Genomic DNA, 17,722 nt, shown 5'->3' with positions numbered 1-17,722 from the left:
GCGCCGGGGGTGACGCGGGGACCTCGTCCGGAGTGCGCGTGGGCGTACCTGCCGCGGCGGACAGTCTTCGTGGCTGATCGTCCCGACGGCCGGACATAGCCGAGGGCGGTCGTCGTGCGGGTGCTGTCGCGTGCGCGGGTCAGCGGGCCGCCGCGCGGCGCAGTACGTCCGAGGCGACCCCGCCCGTGCGCGGCGGCGGCAGCGGCGTCTCCGACGTGGCGAACGGCTCCGGCGTCGACAGCGTATTCGGGCGGCGGCCGCCCCGTCCCTCGCCGAGGACCTGCCAGCCGTCCCGGGTCAGCGTGATGTAGGAGCCGCAGCGCAGCCCGTGCAGGGTGCAGGCGTCCCGCAGCCCCCACATCCACGCGCCGTCCTCCTCCGTCCAACGCGCGTCGCCGTCGCGGCAGTAGAGCAGCACGGCGGTACGTACCGGGGTGCGGCGGCGCAGATCGTGCGGGATGACGCGGCGGAGCTGGGCCAGCAGCACGTTGCGGAACATCCAGCCGTCCGGCGGGGCCGAGCGGGCGGTGAACGAGGCGCTCGCGCGCAGCCGTTCGTCCGGGTCCAGCACCGCCACGATCGCGGTGCCCGGCTCGGGGCGGTGGCGTGAGTGCAGCCCGCTCACGATCTCCCGGGGACTGCGCAGCAGCGGAATGCCCGCCGCGGCCCACTCCACCGGTTCGAGCACGCGAGTGCCGGACGCGGCGGACGTCGACAGTGAGGCCGCTGAGGACGGAGCGAATCCGAAGGTCACGTTCCTCCCTTCGGCTACGCGCCCGTGCTGCGGGCAGGGACGGATGAGGGCGAGTCCACCGCGATGAAGCCCAGCCGGAACACGGAGGAGCCGTGCGGGGAGCGGACTCCGATTCTCGCTGTCGAACTGGGTTGCGGCAACGAGCAAATGATACCGCCGACCGTTATCGGATGATGGGTTCGTTATCTGCCTACCCCGAGAGGCCGCAGGTGACGCGCGGGAGAGCGGAGTCGGCCGTCACACTGCGTGAGGTGGCCGATCCGTGTCGCCATCGGGTTGCATGGGGGCATGGACGATCTGGAGCTGCGCGCCGAAGCCGATGCCCTTCTCGCGGAACTCGTCGGTGCCCCGGGCGGGACGGCGCGGCTGCGGGAGGACCAGTGGCAGGCGGTGGCGGCGCTGGTCGAGGAGCACCGGCGCGCCCTCGTGGTGCAGCGCACCGGCTGGGGCAAGTCGGCGGTGTACTTCGTCGCCACGGCGCTGCTGCGCCGACGCGGGGCAGGCCCCACGGTGATCGTCTCCCCGCTGCTGGCGCTGATGCGCAACCAGGTCGAGGCGGCGGCGCGGGCCGGCATCCGGGCGCGGACCATCAACTCGGCCAACCCCGAGGAATGGGACACCATCCACGACGAGGTCGAACGCGGCGAGACCGACGTGCTCCTCGTCAGCCCCGAGCGGCTCAACTCGGTGGACTTCCGTGAGCAGGTGCTGCCCGGCCTGACGGCCACCACCGGCCTGCTCGTGGTCGACGAGGCGCACTGCATCTCCGACTGGGGTCACGACTTCCGCCCGGACTACCGGCGGCTGCGGGCGATGCTGGCCAAGCTGCCCGCGGACGTGCCGGTGCTGGCCACCACCGCGACGGCCAACGCGCGGGTCACCGCGGACGTGGCCGAGCAGCTCGGTACCGGGGCCGGCGAGGCGCTGGTGCTGCGCGGCCCGCTGGAGCGCGAGAGCCTGCGGCTGGGCGTGGTCCGGCTGCCCGACGCCGCGCACCGCCTGGGCTGGCTCGCCGAGCACCTGGACGAGCTGCCGGGCTCCGGCATCATCTACGCGCTCACCGTGGCCGCGGCCGAGGAGGCCACCGCCTTCCTGCGGCAGCGCGGCTTCCCGGTGGCCTCGTACACCGGCCGCACGGAGAACGCCGACCGGCTCCAGGCCGAGTCCGACCTGCTGGGAAACCAGGTCAAGGCGCTGGTGGCGACGTCGGCGCTCGGCATGGGCTTCGACAAGCCGGACCTGGGTTTCGTCGTGCACCTCGGCTCGCCGTCCTCGCCGATCGCCTACTACCAGCAGGTCGGCCGCGCGGGGCGCGGGGTCGAGCACGCCGATGTGCTGCTGCTGCCCGGCAAGGAGGACGAGGCGATCTGGCGCTACTTCGCCGACACCGCCTTCCCGCCCGAGGCACAGGTCCGCCAGACCCTCTCCGCCCTCGCCGGGGCGGGCCGGCCGCTGTCCGTACCGGCGCTGGAGGCCTCGGTCGACCTGCGGCGCACCCGGCTGGAGACCATGCTCAAGGTGCTCGACGTCGACGGTGCCGTGCAGCGGGTCAAGGGCGGCTGGATCGCCACCGGCGAACCGTGGGCGTACGACGCCGAGCGGTACGAGTGGGTGGCGCGGCAGCGCGCGGCCGAGCAGCAGGCGATGCGCGACTACGTCGGTACGTCCGGATGCCGCATGGAGTTCCTGCGCCGGCAACTGGACGACGAGGGCGCGGCCCCCTGCGGCCGCTGCGACAACTGCGCCGGGTCCTGGGCCGACACCTCCGTGTCGCCGGAGACGCTGACCGGGGCGGCGAAGGAGCTGGACCGGCCGGGCGTGGAGATCGAGCCCCGGCGGATGTGGCCCACGGGCATGCCCGCGCTCGGCATCGACCTCAAGGGCCGCATCCCGGCCGGTGAGCAGTGCGCCACCGGGCGGGCCCTGGGACGGCTCTCGGACATCGGCTGGGGCAACCGGCTGCGCCCGCTGCTGGCCGAGAACGCGCCCGACACCCCCGTCCCCGACGACGTCCTGCGGGCCGCCGTGGACGTCCTCGCCGACTGGGCACGCTCCCCGGGCGGCTGGGCGGCGGGCACCCCGGACCACTCCGCCCGGCCGGTCGGCGTGGTCGCCGTACCGTCCCTGACCCGGCCGCGACTGGTCGATTCCCTCGCCCAGGGGATCGCGACCGTCGGCCGCATGCCCTTCCTGGGGGCGCTGACGTACACCGGGCCGGAAGGCGCGCACGCGGCCCGGCGCAGCAACTCCGCCCAGCGCCTGCGGACGCTGTCCGACGCCTTCGCGGTCTCCGGAGAGCTGGCCGCCGCGCTGGCCGCCACGCCCGGCCCGGTCCTGCTCGTGGACGACCTGACCGAATCCGGCTGGACCCTCGCGGTCGCCGCCCGGCTGCTCCGCCGGGCCGGTGCGGAGCAGGTGCTTCCGCTGGTCCTGGCCGCGGCGGGCTGAGCCCGGCCCCGGCCGCGCACCTGTCGCCGTCCGCCGCCGTCCCTCACCCCCGTGCCCGCAGCGCGGACACCCGGAACCGGAACCTCTGCAACGGCGTGGGCGGCAGGGTGCGGGCGGCGCCACGCGCGTAGTGACGTTCGACGTAGAACTGCCCGGCGCTCAACAGCGTCGTGACGGCGATGTACCAGACGGTCGCCACCAGCAGCAGCGGGATGACCTGGTACGTCTGGTTGTAGACCAACTGCACCGAGTACAGCAGGTCGTGCACGGCCAGCACACTGACGATGCTGGTGCCCTTCAACGTGCCGATCAGCATGTTTCCCGCCGTCGGGACGATGGAGCGCATCGCCTGCGGAACGACGATCCGGCGCAGCGTGCGGCGGCGGCCGATACCGAGGGCCTGGGCGGCCTCGGTCTGGCCCGGTTCCACGGAGAGGATGCCGCCGCGCACCACCTCGGCGGCGTAGGCGGCCTCGTGGAGGGTCAGGCCGATGACGGCGGTCAGCGTGGGACCGAGCAGGTTCACCGTCTTGACGCTGACGAACTCGGGGCCGAAGGGGATGCCCAGGCCGAGCGTCGGGTACAGCGCCCCGATGTTGAACCAGAACAGCAACTGCACCAGCAGCGGGGTGGACCGGAAGATCCACACGTATCCCCAGCTCAGCGTGCGCAGCACCGGATTGGCGGAGAGGCGCATCACCGCCAGCGGAATGCCGAGCAGAAAGCCCAGCACCATCACCACACCGGTCAGCCAGAGGGTGAGCAGCAGGCCGTCGAGGACCGCGGCGGTGGTGAAGTACCGGCCCACCACGTCCCATTGGAAGGCGTGGTTGCGGACGACCGAGTTCACCACCAGGGCGAAAACCAGCAGGGCGCCGGCCGCGGTCAGCCACCGGCCCGGGTGCCGGCGCGGCACGATCGGCGGGGGTTCGTCGCCGGTGTCGAGGGGCAGGCCGCCCGGGTCCGGGCGGCGCGGGACCCGAGCGCCGGTTTCGACGGGCGGAACCGACTGGGCGGGGCCGGTGGCGGGGGAGGGACCGGCGATGTCGGACGGCGAAGCCATCGGGAGGATCTCCAGGGGGAGGGACGCGCGGGCGTCGCGACGACCACCCGGCGGCGCACGCGCGGGGATCGCACGCGGGCTCGGCACGGGCGGGGGGCGGTGGCTGGATCCGGTGTCGTCACGCTCGCCGCGTCCCTCAACGCGGCCGGTGCGGCTGCCGCACAGGGCGGAGCCCGACCGGTACCGATCGTACGTAGCGCACGCCCGGAGGTGTCAACCACGCGTGCGCACTTGATCGGTGCTGATGACCGATGACCGATGACCGAAGGTTGCCGTTCGGCTGCCGATGGTCGACGTCCGGCTGCCGGTGGCCGGCGCCCGCGGAGCGCACCGTCCAGTATGCGGCGCACGGTTGACGAGAGGCCGGATCTGCTGCTCAATTAGTCGCATGAATGCCGGACAGCACCTGGTCACCCGTGGCCACATCGACTTCGGTCGGGTGTGGTCCGCGGCGTGTTGCGCCTGACGCGGCAGCGGGCCGTCTGACCGGCCCTTCCCTCCCTCGGTGATCCCGTCGATCCCGTCGCGGGCCGAGTTCCTCCCTTCGCGCCACCCCCGTACCTCTGCGCGGCACCCGCGCTGAACCCACGTACGGACCGGTTCCGCGAGTCCTGACACGCGCTGCCGCCGCGCTCTTCCCCCGAGGCCCCCGCCCCGGCGTCGTCACACCTTCGCCGTCCCTGCCCCCTTGTCGTCCGCCCCCTTCCGCGCCCCCGAAGCACCACGCACTCCGAAGCTCCACGTACCGCGACGCACCACGCCACATACCGCGAGACACCACATACCGCGAAGCGCCACGCACACCGCAGCACCACGCACACCGCAGCACCACGCACCCGAAGCGCCGTCGTATCCGGCCGCGCCGAGGGCGGCTCCGCCGTGCCCGGCCGCCGCCCCGACGCGGCCCACCGGACTTGAGGAAAGGCCCGCTCCCATGCCAGTGGAGTTCCTTGGCATCGCCGCCACCCACGACGGCTCCGAGACCACGCCGCGCTCCGGCGCCGCCTTCGACAAGGAGTACACGCTCCGGCTCGCCCGGGCCCACGAGGACCACGGCTGGGACCGTGTGCTCTTCGCCTACGGGTCCGGATCACCGGACCCGGCCCCGGCCGCCGCCTACCTCGCGAGCAAACTGGACCGCCTCGGCATCCTGCTCGCCCACCGGCCCAACGTCTCGTACCCGACCTTCGCCGCGAAGACCTTCGCCACCCTGGACCGGATCAGCGACGGCCGGCTGACCGTGCACTTCATCACCGGCGGCAACGACCACGAGCAGGGCCGCGAGGGCGACGTGCTCACCAAGGACGAGCGCTACGCCCGCACCCTGGAGTACATCAGGATCGTCAAGAAGATCTGGACGACCCACGAGCCCTTCGACCACGAGGGGGAGCACTACCGCTTCCACGACTTCGTCAGCGACGTCTTCCCGGTCCAGCAGCCGCGGCCGGGGGTGTCGTTCGGCGGTTCGTCGCCCGCCGCGTACGCCGCCGGCGGCGCCGAGGCCGACATCTACTGCCTCTGGGGCGAACCCCTGGAGAAGACCGCCGAGCAGATCGAGGCGGTGAAGGCCGCCGCGCGCGCCGCCGGCCGCACCGACGTGCCCCGCATCCAGGCCGCGTTCCGCCCGATCATCGCCCCGACCGAGGAACTGGCCTGGGAGAAGGCCCACCGCACGGTCGGTGCCATCAAGGCCCGCAGGGCGCGCGGCGAAGCCGTCACCAAACGCCACAACGGGCCGGACCAGCCGCAGAACACCGGGTCGCAGCGGCTCGTCGCCATCGCCGAGGCGGGGGAGCGCTACGACCGCGCCCTGTGGACGCCGACCGCCGCCGCGACCGGGGGCGCGGGCAACTCCAACGCCCTGGTCGGCACCCCGGAGACGGTCGCCCGGGCCCTGCTCGACTACTACGACCTCGGCGTCGACATCCTCTCCGCCCGCGGTTACGACCTGCTGGACGACGCCATCGACTTCGGGCGGTACGTCATTCCGCTCGTCCGCGAGGAGGTCGCCAAGCGCGACGCCGAGCGGTCGGCACGCGGTCCGCAGACCCTGACGGCGGTGACCGGATGACGTCCGTCGCGCCCCGGCCGCCGTCCGCCGGCGAACTGACAGTCGTTCAGGTCCCGGTGTCCGACCCCCGGGTGCGGCCCCTGCTGCGCGAACTCGGCGACGAGTACTCCCGCCGCTACGGCGGGGACGCGCACGCCGAGCTGGCCCGCTACCCCGACGAGGAGTTCAGCGCCTCGCACGGCGGCGCGCTGCTCCTGCTCCTCGAAGGGGGCGCGCCGGTCGCCGGCGGCGCCTTCCGCCGGTACGACGCCGGGGAGACGGCCGAGCTGAAACGGATCTGGACGCACTCCGACCACCGGCGGCGCGGCCTGGCCCGGCGCGTCGTCGCCGAACTGGAGCACGAGGCGTCGGCCCGCGGCTACCGGCGGATCTACCTCACCACCGGCCCGCGCCAGCCCGAGGCCCGCGGCCTGTACCTGACCACCGGTTACACACCGCTGTTCGACACCGAGGCCGACCCGGAGACCATCGGCCCGCTGCCGTTCGAGAAACACCTCCCCCGCACACTCCGTCCCGGAAAGGCGGCCACCCTGTGAACGTCCGTGGCCTGCCCCCGCGTTCCCGCCGGCGCGTACGAGCGCGCGTCGCCGCCCTCGCACTGCTGCCCGCCCTCGCGCTGACCGCCTGCGGCTCCGGTGACCCTTCCGGTACGGCACCGGCGGGCGCCCAGGCGTCACCGGCCCCGACCGACGACCCGGTCGCCGCCGTACGCGAGGTGGGCTCCGTCGCCGCCCTGCTGCCGGCCGGCGTACGCGAGTCCGGCACCCTGCGGGTCGGCGCCGCCACCGGCGCCCCGCCCGGGGCGTACTACCCGAACGGGCAGGACAAGCCCCCCGTCGGCCAGGACATCGACCTCGCCGACGCCGTGGCCAAGGTCCTCGGCGTGAGGCTGGAGCGGCAGGACGCCTCCTTCGAGACGATCCTCCCGGCCCTCGGCAGCGGCAAGTACGACTTCGGCACCGGCAACTTCGGCGTCACCGCCGAACGCCTGAAGACCATCGACTTCGTCACCTACATCAACGACGGCCAGGGTTTCGCGGTGAAAAAGGGCGACACCACCCTCAAGTCCAAGGTCACCGACCTCACCCAACTGTGCGGGCTGACCATCGGGACCGGCGCCGGCACCACCTTCGAGGCGACCCTCGAAGCGCGGAAGTCCGTGTGCGCCGAGGCGGGCGAGAAGCCGTACGACGTGAAGGTCTACTCAGAGAACGGGGCCGTCCTCACCGCGCTCCAGCAGGGCCGGATCAACGTGATCATGTCGACCATCAACGGCCTGCGTCACCAGGCGTCGCAGCCCGCCTCGGGAACCGCCTTCCTCGGCGAGTACCAACGCCTGGACGTCGGTTTCGCCTTCAAGAAGGGGTCCCCGCTCACCAAGGCGTTCCGGGCCGCCGTCGACGAGCTGATCGAGGACGGCACGTACGCCCGGATCCTGACGAAGTGGGGAACCTCCGCCTCCGCGATCGAGTCCTCGCGGATCAACCCGCCCGAGCACACCCGAGCACAGTGACGAGCAACAGGCCCACCACGATGCCCCTCTCCACCGGCCCCACCACCGGCCCCGCCGCCCCGGCGACGGGCCCCTCGGCGCCACCCGGCGCGGACGCCTCCCTCCGGATCGTCCCCGCGCGTCATCGCGCCCGCTGGGTGGCCGCCGTCGCCGTGCTCGTCCTGGTCGCCCAGTTCACGCACGGGCTGGCCACCAACCCGGTCTGGGAATGGGGCGTCTTCGCCGACTACGTCCTCTCCGAGACGGTCGTGCGGGCGGTCGGGGTGAGCCTCCAGCTCACCGTCTACGCCACGGTGCTGGGCTTCCTCCTGGGGACCGTCCTGGCCTTCATGCGACTGTCGCGCAGCCCGGTCCTGTCGACCGTGGCCTGGACCTACATCTGGATCTTCCGGTCCATCCCGATGATCGTCCAGCTCGTGTTCTGGTTCAACCTCAGCGCGCTCTACCGCGAACTGGGCGTCGGCATCCCCTTCGGGCCGGTGTTCTGGTCCGTCGACAGCAACACCCTGATCGGCACCATCGGCGCCGCCGTCATCGGTCTCTCGCTCCACCAGGCCGCCTACTGCGCCGAGATCGTCCGCGGCGGGGTGCTCGCCGTCGACCACGGGCAGTTGGAGGCCGCCGCCGCACTGGGCATCCCCCGGCTGCGCCAGATCCGCCGGATCGTGCTGCCGCAGGCCATGCGCGCCATCCTGCCCACGGCGGGCAACGAGATCATCGGCCTGCTCAAGGGCACCTCGGTGGTCTACGTCATGGCCATCGGCGAGCTGTTCTACCAGGTGCAGGTCATCTACGGCCGCAACGGCCGGGTGATCCCGCTGCTGCTGGTCGCCACCGCCTGGTACGTCGTCCTCACCTCGCTGCTGTCGATCGCCCAGTACTACGTGGAACGCCGGTACGCCCGGGGCGCCGACCGCACCCCACCGCCCACCCCGCTCCAGCGTGTCCGGCGCCTGGTGACGAAGGAGAGCAGCTCATGAGTGCCGTCATGGTCGACGTCCACGGCGTCCACAAGAGCTTCGGCGCGCTGGAAGTACTGCGCGGCGTCGACCTCCAGGTCCGCGCCGGCGAGGTCACCGTCGTCCTCGGCCCGTCCGGCTCGGGAAAGTCCACCCTGCTGCGCACCATCAACCACCTGGAGAAGGTCGACCGCGGCTGGATCTCCATCGACGGGGAGCTGATCGGCTACCGCCGCTCCGGCGGCAAACTGCACGAACTCAAGGAGAAGGAGGTCCTGAAACAGCGCACCCACATCGGGTTCGTGTTCCAGAACTTCAACCTCTTCCCGCACCTGACCGTGGTGGAGAACCTCGTCGAGGCTCCCCTCTCCGCGCTGCGCCGCCCCCGCAAGGAGGCCGAGGAGACCGCCCGCCGGCTGCTGGAGCGGGTCGGCCTCGCCGACAAGGCCCAGGCGTACCCGCGGCAGTTGTCCGGCGGACAGCAGCAGCGGGTGGCCATCGCCCGCGCCCTCGCCCTGGAACCGAAGGTGCTGCTCTTCGACGAGCCCACCTCCGCGCTCGACCCGGAACTGGTCGGCGAGGTCCTCGACGTCATCCGGGACCTGGCCCGCACCGGCACCACCATGATCGTCGTGTCCCACGAGATCGGCTTCGCCCGCGAAGTGGCCGACACGGTGGTGTTCATGGACGGCGGTGCCGTCGTGGAGCAGGGGCCGCCCGCGGCCGTACTGGACGCGCCGCGGCACGAGCGCACCCGCGCCTTCCTCTCCAAGGTCCTCTGACCCACCCCTCCCGTCCACCGGCAAGGAGCCCGACCATGACCGCCCCCACCATCCCCGCCGTCCCCGCCGCTGCGATCGTCCGCCGCTCCGCCGCGGCCGCGTTCGCACTGGCCGCCGTGCTCGTCCTCGGCGCCTGCGGCGACCCCTCCGAGGGTGGTACCGCCGAGATCGCGGCCGCTTCCGGCGACAAGACGAAGATAAACCTGAGCCCGGACCAGAACCGCGTCACCACCGAGAAGGTGGCGTCCATCGCCGCCCAGGTGCCGGAGCGGATCCGCAAGAGAGGGACCTTGGAGGTCGTCGCCTCGTCCACCTCCGCCGCGCCGCTGGGTTTCTTCGCCACCGACAACAAGACCGTCATCGGTGTCGAGCCCGACATCGCCTCCCTGGTCGCCGATGTGCTGGGCCTGAAGCTGCACATCAACACGGTCTCCTGGGAGAACATCTTCGTCGGCCTGGACAGCGCCAAGTACGACGTCGGCTTCAGCAACATCACCGTCACCGAGGAGCGCAAGGAGAAGTACGACTTCGCCACCTACCGCCAGGACAACCTGGGCTTCGAGGCGAAGAAGGGCAGCGGCTTCGAGTTCACCGGGAACGCCGCCGACCTCGCGGGCCTGACCGTCGCCGTGAGCAGCGGCACCAACCAGGAGAAGCTCCTCGTCGACTGGAACGAGGAGAACGAGAAGGCCGGCCGCGAACCGATCGACATCAAGTACTACCAGACCGAGAGCGACACCTACCTCGCCCTCCAGTCCGGCCGCGTCGACGTCTACCTCGGCCCCAACCCCTCCGCCGCCTACCACGCGGCCACCAGCGGCAAGACCGAGGTCGTCGGTACGTACTCCGGTGCCGGCGCGACCCTCCAGGGACTCATCGCGGCCACCACCAAGAAGGACAGCGGGCTGGCCGAGCCGCTCGCCGACGCGCTCGACGAGGTCATCGACAACGGCACGTACGGCAAGGTGCTCAAGCGCTGGGGCCTGAGCGACGAGGCCGTCGAGAAGTCGGAGATCAACCCGCCCGGCCTGCCCAAGACCGACTAGAGCCGGCGCCGGACCGCCGTACGCCGGAGTACGGCGGTCCCGCACCGGCACACCGCACACCACAGCTCCCGAAGGGTCCGCCATGGCCACCGTCCTGTCCGTCTCCGGAAGCCCCTCCGCCACCTCCCGCACCGCGCGCCTCCTGCGCCACCTCGACGCGCGGCTCATCGCCCAGGGACACGAGGTGACCCCCCTCGACGTGCGCGACATCCCCGCCGAGGCGCTGCTGCACGCCGACTTCGGGCACCCCGTGATCACCGAGGTGACCGGGCTCTTCGCCCGCGCGGACGGTGTCGTGATCGGCACGCCCGTCTACAAGGCGGCCTACTCCGGTCTGCTGAAGTCGCTGCTGGACCTGCTGCCGCAGTACGCCCTGACCGGCAAGACGGTGCTGCCGCTGGCGACCGGCGGGACCACGGCCCACGTCCTGGCCATCGACTACGCCCTGCGCCCGGTGCTCAGTTCCATGGGCGCCGGACACATCGTCCAGGGCTGGTTCACCCTCGACAAGGACATCACGGTGGGCGACGACGGTCTGCTCGCCGTCGCGCCGGCGGCGGCCGAGGCGCTCGTCCAGGTCGTCGACCACTTCTCCGCGGCGCTCGGCAGGACCGCCCCGCTCGCGGCGGCCGGCCGAGCGGCGTGACCCGACCCACCAGCGGCTGATCCACCGGCCGAGCCACCGGCACCGAGAGGAACGAGCCGACGTGAACCTCACCTTCCACTGGTTCCTGCCCACCAACGGCGACAGCCGCCATGTCGTCGGCGGCGGCCACGGCACTCCCGTGACCGCACCCGGAGGCGACCGGCCGCCGCACGTCCGCTACCTGACCCAGGTCGCCCGCGCCGCCGAGGACCTCGGCTTCACCGGCGTGCTGACCCCCACCGGCGCGTGGTGCGAGGACGCCTGGCTGACCACCGCGATGATCAGCCAGCACACCGAGCGGCTGAAGTTCCTGGTCGCCTTCCGGCCCGGTTTCGTCTCCCCGACCCTCGCCGCCCAGATGTCGGCCACCTTCCAGCGGCAGACCGGCGGCCGGCTGCTGCTCAACGTGGTCACGGGCGGGGAGAGCAAGGAGCAGCGCGCCTACGGTGACTTCCTCGACAAGGACGCCCGTTACGCCCGTACGGACGAGTTCCTCCAGGTCGTGCGCGGGTTGTGGGAGGACGACGGTCCGGTGAGCCTGGCGGGGGAGCACCTGAGGGTCGAGGACGCCCGGCTCAGCCGGTTGCCCGACCCGGTGCCGGAGATCTACTTCGGCGGTTCCTCGCCCGCCGCCGGCCATGTCGCCGCCCGGCACGCGGACGTCTACCTCACCTGGGGCGAGCCGCCGGCCGCCGTCGCCGAGAAGATCGCCTGGATCCGGACGCTCGCCCAGCGGCAGGGGCGGAACATCCGCTTCGGCATCCGCCTCCACGTCATCACCCGTGACACCGCGGCGCAGGCGTGGGCCGAGGCCCAGCGGCTCCTCGACGGCTTCGACCCCGAGACCGTCGCCTCCGTCCAGGCCGGGCTGGCGCGCAGCGAGTCCGAGGGGCAGCAGCGGATGCTCGCGCTGCACGGAGGGGGCGGGAACCGGGACGGGCTGGAGATCCACCCCAACCTGTGGGCCGGCATCGGCCTGGTGCGCGGCGGCGCCGGCACGGCGCTGGTCGGCAGCCACCCGGAGGTGGCCGAGCGGATCGCCGAGTACCACCGGCTCGGCATCGACGAGTTCGTCCTCTCCGGCTATCCGCACCTGGAGGAGGCCTACTGGTTCGGGGAGAACGTCCTGCCGCGGCTCGCCGCGCAGGGGCTGTGGGGGAGGGGCACGGGAACCTCCACCCCCGAGCCCGCACCCCCCGAAGCTCCCCCGCCCCCCGACCTCCGCTCCTCAAGCCCCACCTCCACTCCCGCCCTGCTCACCGCCGCGCCCCCACAGGGCCGGTGACCACTCACGGACGATCAGGAAGGCACCGCTCTCGTGTCCGTATCTCCCCCTCTTCATCTCGCCGTGGCGCTGGACGGCACCGGCTGGCACCCCGCCGCGTGGCGCGAGCCGGGCGCACGGCCGCAGGATCTGTTCACCGCCCGCCACTGGGCCGGCCTGGTGGCGGAGGCCGAACAGGGCCTGCTGGACTTCGTCACCTTCGAGGACGGGCTCGGCCGGCAGAGCACGGACCCGGTCGCGCAGGACGACCGCACCGACCAGGTGCGGGGCCGGCTCGACGCGGTGCTCCTCGCCGCCCGGATCGCCCCGCTGACCCGGCACATCGGACTGGTACCGACCGCGATCGTCACCCACACCGAGCCGTTCCACCTCTCCAAGGCGATCGCCACCCTGGACTACGTCAGCGCGGGCCGCGCGGGCCTGCGCGTGCAGGTGTCGGCCCGGCCGGACGTGGCCGCGCACTTCGGGCGCCGTACGTTCCCGAGCGTCGGCCCGGAGGACCTGGAGACCCGGGCCGGGCGGGAGCTGGTCGCCGACCTGTTCGAGGAGGCCGCCGACCACGTCGAGGTGATCCGTCGGCTCTGGGACAGTTGGGAGGACGACGCGGAGATCCGCGACGCCGCCACCGGACGCTTCATCGACCGCGACAAACTGCACTACATCGACTTCCACGGCCGGCACTTCAGCGTCAAGGGCCCCTCCATCACTCCTCGTCCGCCCCAGGGCCAGCCCGTCGTCAGCGCCCTCGGCCACCGGAGCGTGCCGTACCGCCTGATCGGCACCTCGGCCGACATCGGCTACGTCACCCCGCACGACACCGACCAGGCCCACGCGATCGTCGCCGAGATCCGCGCGGCCCAGGCCGCGGCGGGCCGGGCCGAGGGGCCGCTGCACGTCTTCGGTGACCTGCTGGTCTTCCTGGACGACGAACCCGCCGCGGCCCGGGACCGCAGGGCCCGCCTGGACGACCTCGCGGGCGAGACACTCACCAGCGACGCCGAGATCTTCACGGGGACCCCCGCGCAACTGGCCGACCTGCTGCTGGAGCGGCGCCGGGCCGGCCTGACCGGCTTCCGGCTGCGCCCGGCGGTGACCGGCCACGACCTGGAGCGGATCACCCGGGGGCTGGTCCCCGAACTCCAGCGCCGCGACGCCTTCCGGCGCGCCTACGAGGCGGACACCCTGCGTGGCCTCCTCGGACTCGCCCGCCCCGCCAACCGCTACGCCGCCGCCTGAGGCGCAAGGAGTCGTACGACATGACCACGCCACACCCGAACGGCCCGGCGGCCCCGGGCGACCCGGCCCGGGGCAAGGCCCTTGGCGACCCGGCCACGGGCAAACCCCTGAAGCAGATCCATCTCGCGGCCCACTTCCCGGGCGTCAACAACACCACCGTGTGGAGCGACCCCAGGGCCGGCAGCCACATCGAGTTCAGCTCGTTCGCGCACTTCGCCCGGACCGCCGAACGCGCCAAGTTCGACTTCCTGTTCCTCGCCGAGGGACTGCGGCTGCGCGAACAGGGCGGCCAGATCTACGACCTGGACGTGGTCGGCCGCCCCGACACGTTCACCGTCCTGTCCGCGCTCGCCGCCGTCACCGAGCACCTCGGCCTGACCGGCACCATCAACTCCACCTTCAACGAGCCGTACGAGGTGGCCCGCCAGTTCGCCTCCCTCGACCACCTGTCGGGCGGGCGCGCCGCCTGGAACGTCGTGACCTCCTGGGACGCCTTCACCGGCGAGAACTTCCGGCGCGGCGGCTTCCTCCCCCAGGAGGAACGCTACTCACGGGCCGAGGAGTTCCTGGCCACGGCCAACGAACTCTTCGACTCCTGGCCCGGCGACGAGATCGTCGCCGACCAGGAGAGCGGGGTGTTCCTCCGGGACGCGAAGGCCGGCTCCTTCGCCCACAGCGGCCGGCACTTCGACATCCACGGGCGGTTCGACGTACCGCGCTCCCCACAGGGACGGCCGGTGATCTTCCAGGCCGGTGACTCCGAGGAGGGCCGCGAGTTCGCCGCCGCGAGCGCCGACGCCATCTTCAGCCGGTACGCCACCCTGGAGGGCGGACAGTCCTTCTACACGGATGTGAAGAACCGCCTCGCCAAGTACGGCCGCCGCCCCGACGAACTGCTCATCCTGCCCGCCGCCGGCTTCGTCCTCGCCGACACGGACACCGAGGCCGAGGAACTCGCCAAGGAGATCCGCCGGCAGCAGGTCAGCGGCGCCACCGCCCTCAAACACCTGGAGTTCGTCTGGAACCGGGACCTGTCCGGCTACGACCCGGACGGCCCGCTGCCCGACATCGACCCGGACGTGGGGGAGCACCACGTCGCCCGCGGCCGGGCCCAGGTGCGGATGTACCGCGACCCGCTGGCCACCGCCCGCGAGTGGCGCGCCCTCGCCGAGGCCAACGACTGGTCCATCCGCGACCTGGTCATCGAGACCGGCAACCGGCAGAGCTTCGTCGGCTCCCCGGAGACCGTCGCCCGCACCCTCGACGCCTACGTCCAGGCCGACGCGAGCGACGGCTTCATCCTGGTTCCGCACCTCACCCCGACCGGCCTCGACGACTTCGCCGACAAGGTCGTACCGCTGCTCCAGGAACGCGGGGTGTTCCGGCACGACTACACGGGCACCACCCTCCGCGACCACCTCGGCCTGGCGCACCCCGACTCGCGCTCCGGCTCCCGCCCCGGCTTCCGTCCCGACGCCCACGCGGTGCCGGTGCCGGAGGAACGGCGGGCGGTCTCGTGAAGTTCCTGGCCATCACCCTCATCGTGCACGCGCCGGACCCGGTGACCGGTGTGCGGAAGCCGACGCGGGAACGTTTCCGCGAAGTGATCGACAACGCCCTGCTCGCCGAGGAGCTGGGCTTCGACGGCTTCGGAGTAGGCGAACGCCACGAGCGGCCGTTCATCTCCTCCTCGCCTCCGGTCGTCCTGAGCCACATCGCCGCCCTGACCTCGCGCATCCGGCTGTTCACCGCCGTCACCACGCTCAGCCTGCTCGACCCGGTACGCGCGTACGAGGACTACGCCACCCTCGACCACCTCTCCGGGGGCCGGCTCGACCTGATCATCGGCAAGGGCAACGGCACCGCCCAGCGCGAGCTGTTCCAGGTCACCCCCGAGGACCAGTGGGAGCGCAACGCCGAGAGCTATGAGCTGTTCCGCCGGATCTGGCGCGAGGACAAGGTGACCGCCGCCCCGCGCTTCCGTCCCGCGCTGACCGAAGCGGAGGTGTGGCCCAGGCCGTACCAGCGGCCCGTACGGGTCTGGCACGGCAGCGCGACCAGCAGGGAGTCGGTCGACCTCGCCGCCCGCTACGGCGACCCGCTCTTCTCCGCCAACGTCACTCATCCCATCGAGCCGTACGCCGAACTCGTCCGCCACTACCGGGAGCGGTGGGAGCACTACGGTCACGACCCGGCCCGCGCCGTCGTCGGCGCGGGGACGGCCGGTTTCTACGCGGCCCGCACCTCCCAGGAGGCGATCGCCGCGTACCGACCGGTGTTCGAGGGCAACCTCGCGTTCCAGAGACGGCTGGGCATCGAGCCGGTCTTCCCGACCCTGGAGGACTTCGTCGAGCGCAGTTCCGCGCTGGTCGGCAGCCCCCAGCAGGTGATCGAGAAGGTGCACCGCTACCACGCGCGGTTCGGGCACAGCGTGCTCCATCTGCACGCCGACGCGAGCGGCCTCCCGGCGGACCGCCACCGGGCCTCGCTCGAACTCTTCCAGTCCGACATCGCGCCGGTGCTGCGGCGCGAGATCCCGGATCCGCCGTTCCCCTGGGCTCCGGTGGGGACGGAGGACGACGGAACCGGAACGGGGGCCGGGGCCGGGGCCGGTCGTGATCCGCACCCCGAGCCCGCGTCCGGGCCGGTTTCCGGGCCTGGGCCAGATCTCGCGTCCGTGGCCGATTCCGAGGCCGTCCCCGCCACTTCGTCCACGCCCACCGACCGCTGAGGAGAAACACGCGACCATGTCCGGCACACCTCTCGGGGTTCTCGACCTCGTCCCGGTTCCGTCCGGTGCCACCGCCGCCCAGGCGCTGCGCAACTCTCTCGACCTGGCCAGGCAGACCGAGCGTCACGGCTACGCGCGCTACTGGTTCGCCGAGCACCACCTCAACCCGGGGGTGGCCGGAACCTCCCCCGCCGTCCTGCTGGCACTGACCGCCGCCGCGACCTCCACGATCCGGATCGGATCCGGGGCCGTACTGCTCGGTCACCGCACCGCGCTGTCGACCGTGGAGGAGTTCGGGCTGATCGACGCCCTGCATCCCGGGCGCCTCGACCTGGGGCTCGGCCGCTCGGGCGGAAAGCCCTCGAAACCCGCGGCGACCCCCGGCCCGGCCACCACCCCCGTCGTCGACGGAAAGGCCCCCAACGGTCTGAGCATCCCGCCGCGGTTCTCCCCGCAGCACCTGCTCAAGTCCCCCCGTTTCCAGCTCCAGCAGCGGCTGCTGCACCAGCCCGGCGCCGGCCCCCAGGACTACGGCGAGCAGATCGACGACATCCTCGCGCTGCTGCGCGGCGACTACCGCTCGGCGGACGGCGTCGAAGCACACGCCGTCCCCGGCGAGGGCGCCGAGGTGGAGGTGTGGATCCTCGGCAGCAGCGGCGGGCAGAGCGCCGACGTCGCCGGCCGCAACGGGCTGCCCTTCGCGGCGAACTACCACGTCAGCCCGGCCACCGTGCTGGAGGCGGCGGAGGGCTACCGGGCCGCGTTCCAGCCGTCCGACCACCTGGACAAGCCCTACGTCAGTGTCTCCGCCGACGTCGTCGTCGCCGAGGACGACGAGACCGCGCGCGAACTGGCCACCGGATACGCCCTGTGGGTCCGCAGCATCCGCACGGGTGAGGGCGCGATCCCGTTCCCGACCCCGGAGCAGGCCCGCGCCCACGAGTGGAGCGAAGCGGACCGGACACTCGTCGCCGATCGCGTCGACACCCAGTTCGTCGGCTCCCCGGGCCGAGTCGCCGACCAGCTCGAACGGCTGCAGGAGGCCACCGGGGCGGACGAGTTGCTCATCACCACCATCACCCACGATCACGCCGACCGGGTGCGTTCGTACCAGCTCCTCGCGGAGGAGTGGCGGCGCCGGTGAGGCTGGTGATGTGTCCCTGACCGGACTTATCCACAGGGCCAAGC

15 protein-coding genes are annotated in these 17,722 nt (G+C 72.4%); 13 read left to right on the top strand and 2 right to left on the bottom strand.

Annotated features, from left to right (window positions below; translation table 11 throughout):
• Positions 1–139 precede the first annotated feature (139 nt).
• Complete coding sequence (locus ABEB00_RS30810) at positions 140–754, bottom strand: hypothetical protein (RefSeq protein ID WP_345623924.1); 615 nt, start codon at positions 752–754, stop codon at positions 140–142.
• Positions 755–1,042: 288 nt separating this feature from the next.
• On the opposite strand from ABEB00_RS30810, the gene ABEB00_RS30805 reads away from it, so the two are divergent.
• Entirely contained in the window at positions 1,043–3,202 is a 2,160-nt protein-coding gene (locus ABEB00_RS30805) for a RecQ family ATP-dependent DNA helicase (protein WP_345623923.1), read from the top strand.
• Positions 3,203–3,245: 43 nt separating this feature from the next.
• On the opposite strand, the gene ABEB00_RS30800 is transcribed toward ABEB00_RS30805, so the two are convergent.
• Positions 3,246–4,265: an ABC transporter permease subunit gene (locus ABEB00_RS30800; RefSeq protein WP_345623922.1), complete on the bottom strand. Its 1,020-nt coding sequence runs from the start codon at positions 4,263–4,265 to the stop codon at positions 3,246–3,248.
• A gap of 934 nt (positions 4,266–5,199) precedes the next feature.
• Here ABEB00_RS30800 and ABEB00_RS30795 point away from each other — a divergent pair.
• From ABEB00_RS30795 to ABEB00_RS30740, 12 genes are all read left to right on the top strand, one after another.
• Positions 5,200–6,336 carry an LLM class flavin-dependent oxidoreductase gene (locus ABEB00_RS30795; RefSeq protein WP_345623921.1) on the top strand — a complete coding sequence of 379 codons (1,137 nt, stop codon included), beginning with the start codon at positions 5,200–5,202 and terminating at the stop codon, positions 6,334–6,336.
• On the top strand, positions 6,333–6,872 hold the full coding sequence (locus ABEB00_RS30790) for a GNAT family N-acetyltransferase (RefSeq protein ID WP_345623920.1): 540 nt from the start codon (positions 6,333–6,335) through the stop codon (positions 6,870–6,872). Before ABEB00_RS30795 ends, ABEB00_RS30790 begins: the two co-directional genes overlap by 4 nt.
• Entirely contained in the window at positions 6,869–7,849 is a 981-nt protein-coding gene (locus ABEB00_RS30785) for an ABC transporter substrate-binding protein (RefSeq protein ID WP_345623919.1), read from the top strand. The genes ABEB00_RS30790 and ABEB00_RS30785 overlap by 4 nt, the downstream gene beginning before the upstream one ends.
• Before the next feature lie 20 nt (positions 7,850–7,869).
• A complete protein-coding gene (locus ABEB00_RS30780; RefSeq protein WP_425586598.1) occupies positions 7,870–8,829 on the top strand; it encodes an amino acid ABC transporter permease in 960 nt (319 codons plus the stop codon).
• Positions 8,826–9,590 (top strand): amino acid ABC transporter ATP-binding protein, encoded by a 765-nt coding sequence (locus ABEB00_RS30775; protein ID WP_345623917.1) that lies wholly within the window; start codon positions 8,826–8,828, stop codon positions 9,588–9,590. Before ABEB00_RS30780 ends, ABEB00_RS30775 begins: the two co-directional genes overlap by 4 nt.
• Before the next feature lie 35 nt (positions 9,591–9,625).
• Entirely contained in the window at positions 9,626–10,636 is a 1,011-nt protein-coding gene (locus ABEB00_RS30770; protein WP_345623915.1) for an ABC transporter substrate-binding protein, read from the top strand.
• 82 nt (positions 10,637–10,718) lie between these two features.
• Entirely contained in the window at positions 10,719–11,282 is a 564-nt protein-coding gene (gene ssuE / locus ABEB00_RS30765; RefSeq protein WP_345623914.1) for an NADPH-dependent FMN reductase, read from the top strand.
• Between the two features lie 61 nt (positions 11,283–11,343).
• Positions 11,344–12,567 (top strand): LLM class flavin-dependent oxidoreductase, encoded by a 1,224-nt coding sequence (locus tag ABEB00_RS30760; RefSeq protein ID WP_345623912.1) that lies wholly within the window; start codon positions 11,344–11,346, stop codon positions 12,565–12,567.
• Positions 12,568–12,600: 33 nt separating this feature from the next.
• Entirely contained in the window at positions 12,601–13,803 is a 1,203-nt protein-coding gene (locus ABEB00_RS30755; protein WP_345623911.1) for an LLM class flavin-dependent oxidoreductase, read from the top strand.
• Between the two features lie 20 nt (positions 13,804–13,823).
• On the top strand, positions 13,824–15,323 hold the full coding sequence (locus tag ABEB00_RS30750) for an NtaA/DmoA family FMN-dependent monooxygenase (RefSeq protein WP_345623909.1): 1,500 nt from the start codon (positions 13,824–13,826) through the stop codon (positions 15,321–15,323).
• The gene (locus ABEB00_RS30745) at positions 15,320–16,534 is read left to right on the top strand and encodes an LLM class flavin-dependent oxidoreductase (protein ID WP_345623908.1); all 1,215 of its coding nucleotides are present in this window, start codon (positions 15,320–15,322) and stop codon (positions 16,532–16,534) included. Before ABEB00_RS30750 ends, ABEB00_RS30745 begins: the two co-directional genes overlap by 4 nt.
• 16 nt (positions 16,535–16,550) lie before the next feature.
• Positions 16,551–17,678, top strand: coding sequence for an MsnO8 family LLM class oxidoreductase (locus ABEB00_RS30740; protein WP_345623906.1), 1,128 nt, complete (start codon positions 16,551–16,553; stop codon positions 17,676–17,678).
• The last annotated feature ends 44 nt before the right edge of the window (positions 17,679–17,722 follow it).

Source organism: Streptomyces ziwulingensis, assembly GCF_039542605.1.
In the GTDB taxonomy this organism is placed as follows: Bacteria; Actinomycetota; Actinomycetes; order Streptomycetales; family Streptomycetaceae; genus Streptomyces; species Streptomyces ziwulingensis.
The sequence above is the reverse complement of the archived record's forward strand: the minus strand, read 5'-3'. Positions and strand labels throughout refer to the sequence as shown.

Bases quoted from the DNA above. Each gene is read 5' to 3' on its own strand.
- ABEB00_RS30805 (WP_345623923.1), top strand. From the start codon at position 1,043: ATGGACGATCTGGAGCTGCGCGCCGAAGCCGATGCCCTTCTCGCGGAA.
- ABEB00_RS30800 (WP_345623922.1), bottom strand. From the start codon at position 4,265: ATGGCTTCGCCGTCCGACATCGCCGGTCCCTCCCCCGCCACCGGCCCC.
- ABEB00_RS30795 (WP_345623921.1), top strand. From the start codon at position 5,200: ATGCCAGTGGAGTTCCTTGGCATCGCCGCCACCCACGACGGCTCCGAG.
- ABEB00_RS30790 (WP_345623920.1), top strand. From the start codon at position 6,333: ATGACGTCCGTCGCGCCCCGGCCGCCGTCCGCCGGCGAACTGACAGTC.
- ABEB00_RS30780 (WP_425586598.1), top strand. From the start codon at position 7,870: ATGCCCCTCTCCACCGGCCCCACCACCGGCCCCGCCGCCCCGGCGACG.
- ABEB00_RS30775 (WP_345623917.1), top strand. From the start codon at position 8,826: ATGAGTGCCGTCATGGTCGACGTCCACGGCGTCCACAAGAGCTTCGGC.
- ABEB00_RS30770 (WP_345623915.1), top strand. From the start codon at position 9,626: ATGACCGCCCCCACCATCCCCGCCGTCCCCGCCGCTGCGATCGTCCGC.
- ssuE (WP_345623914.1), top strand. From the start codon at position 10,719: ATGGCCACCGTCCTGTCCGTCTCCGGAAGCCCCTCCGCCACCTCCCGC.
- ABEB00_RS30750 (WP_345623909.1), top strand. From the start codon at position 13,824: ATGACCACGCCACACCCGAACGGCCCGGCGGCCCCGGGCGACCCGGCC.
- ABEB00_RS30740 (WP_345623906.1), top strand. From the start codon at position 16,551: ATGTCCGGCACACCTCTCGGGGTTCTCGACCTCGTCCCGGTTCCGTCC.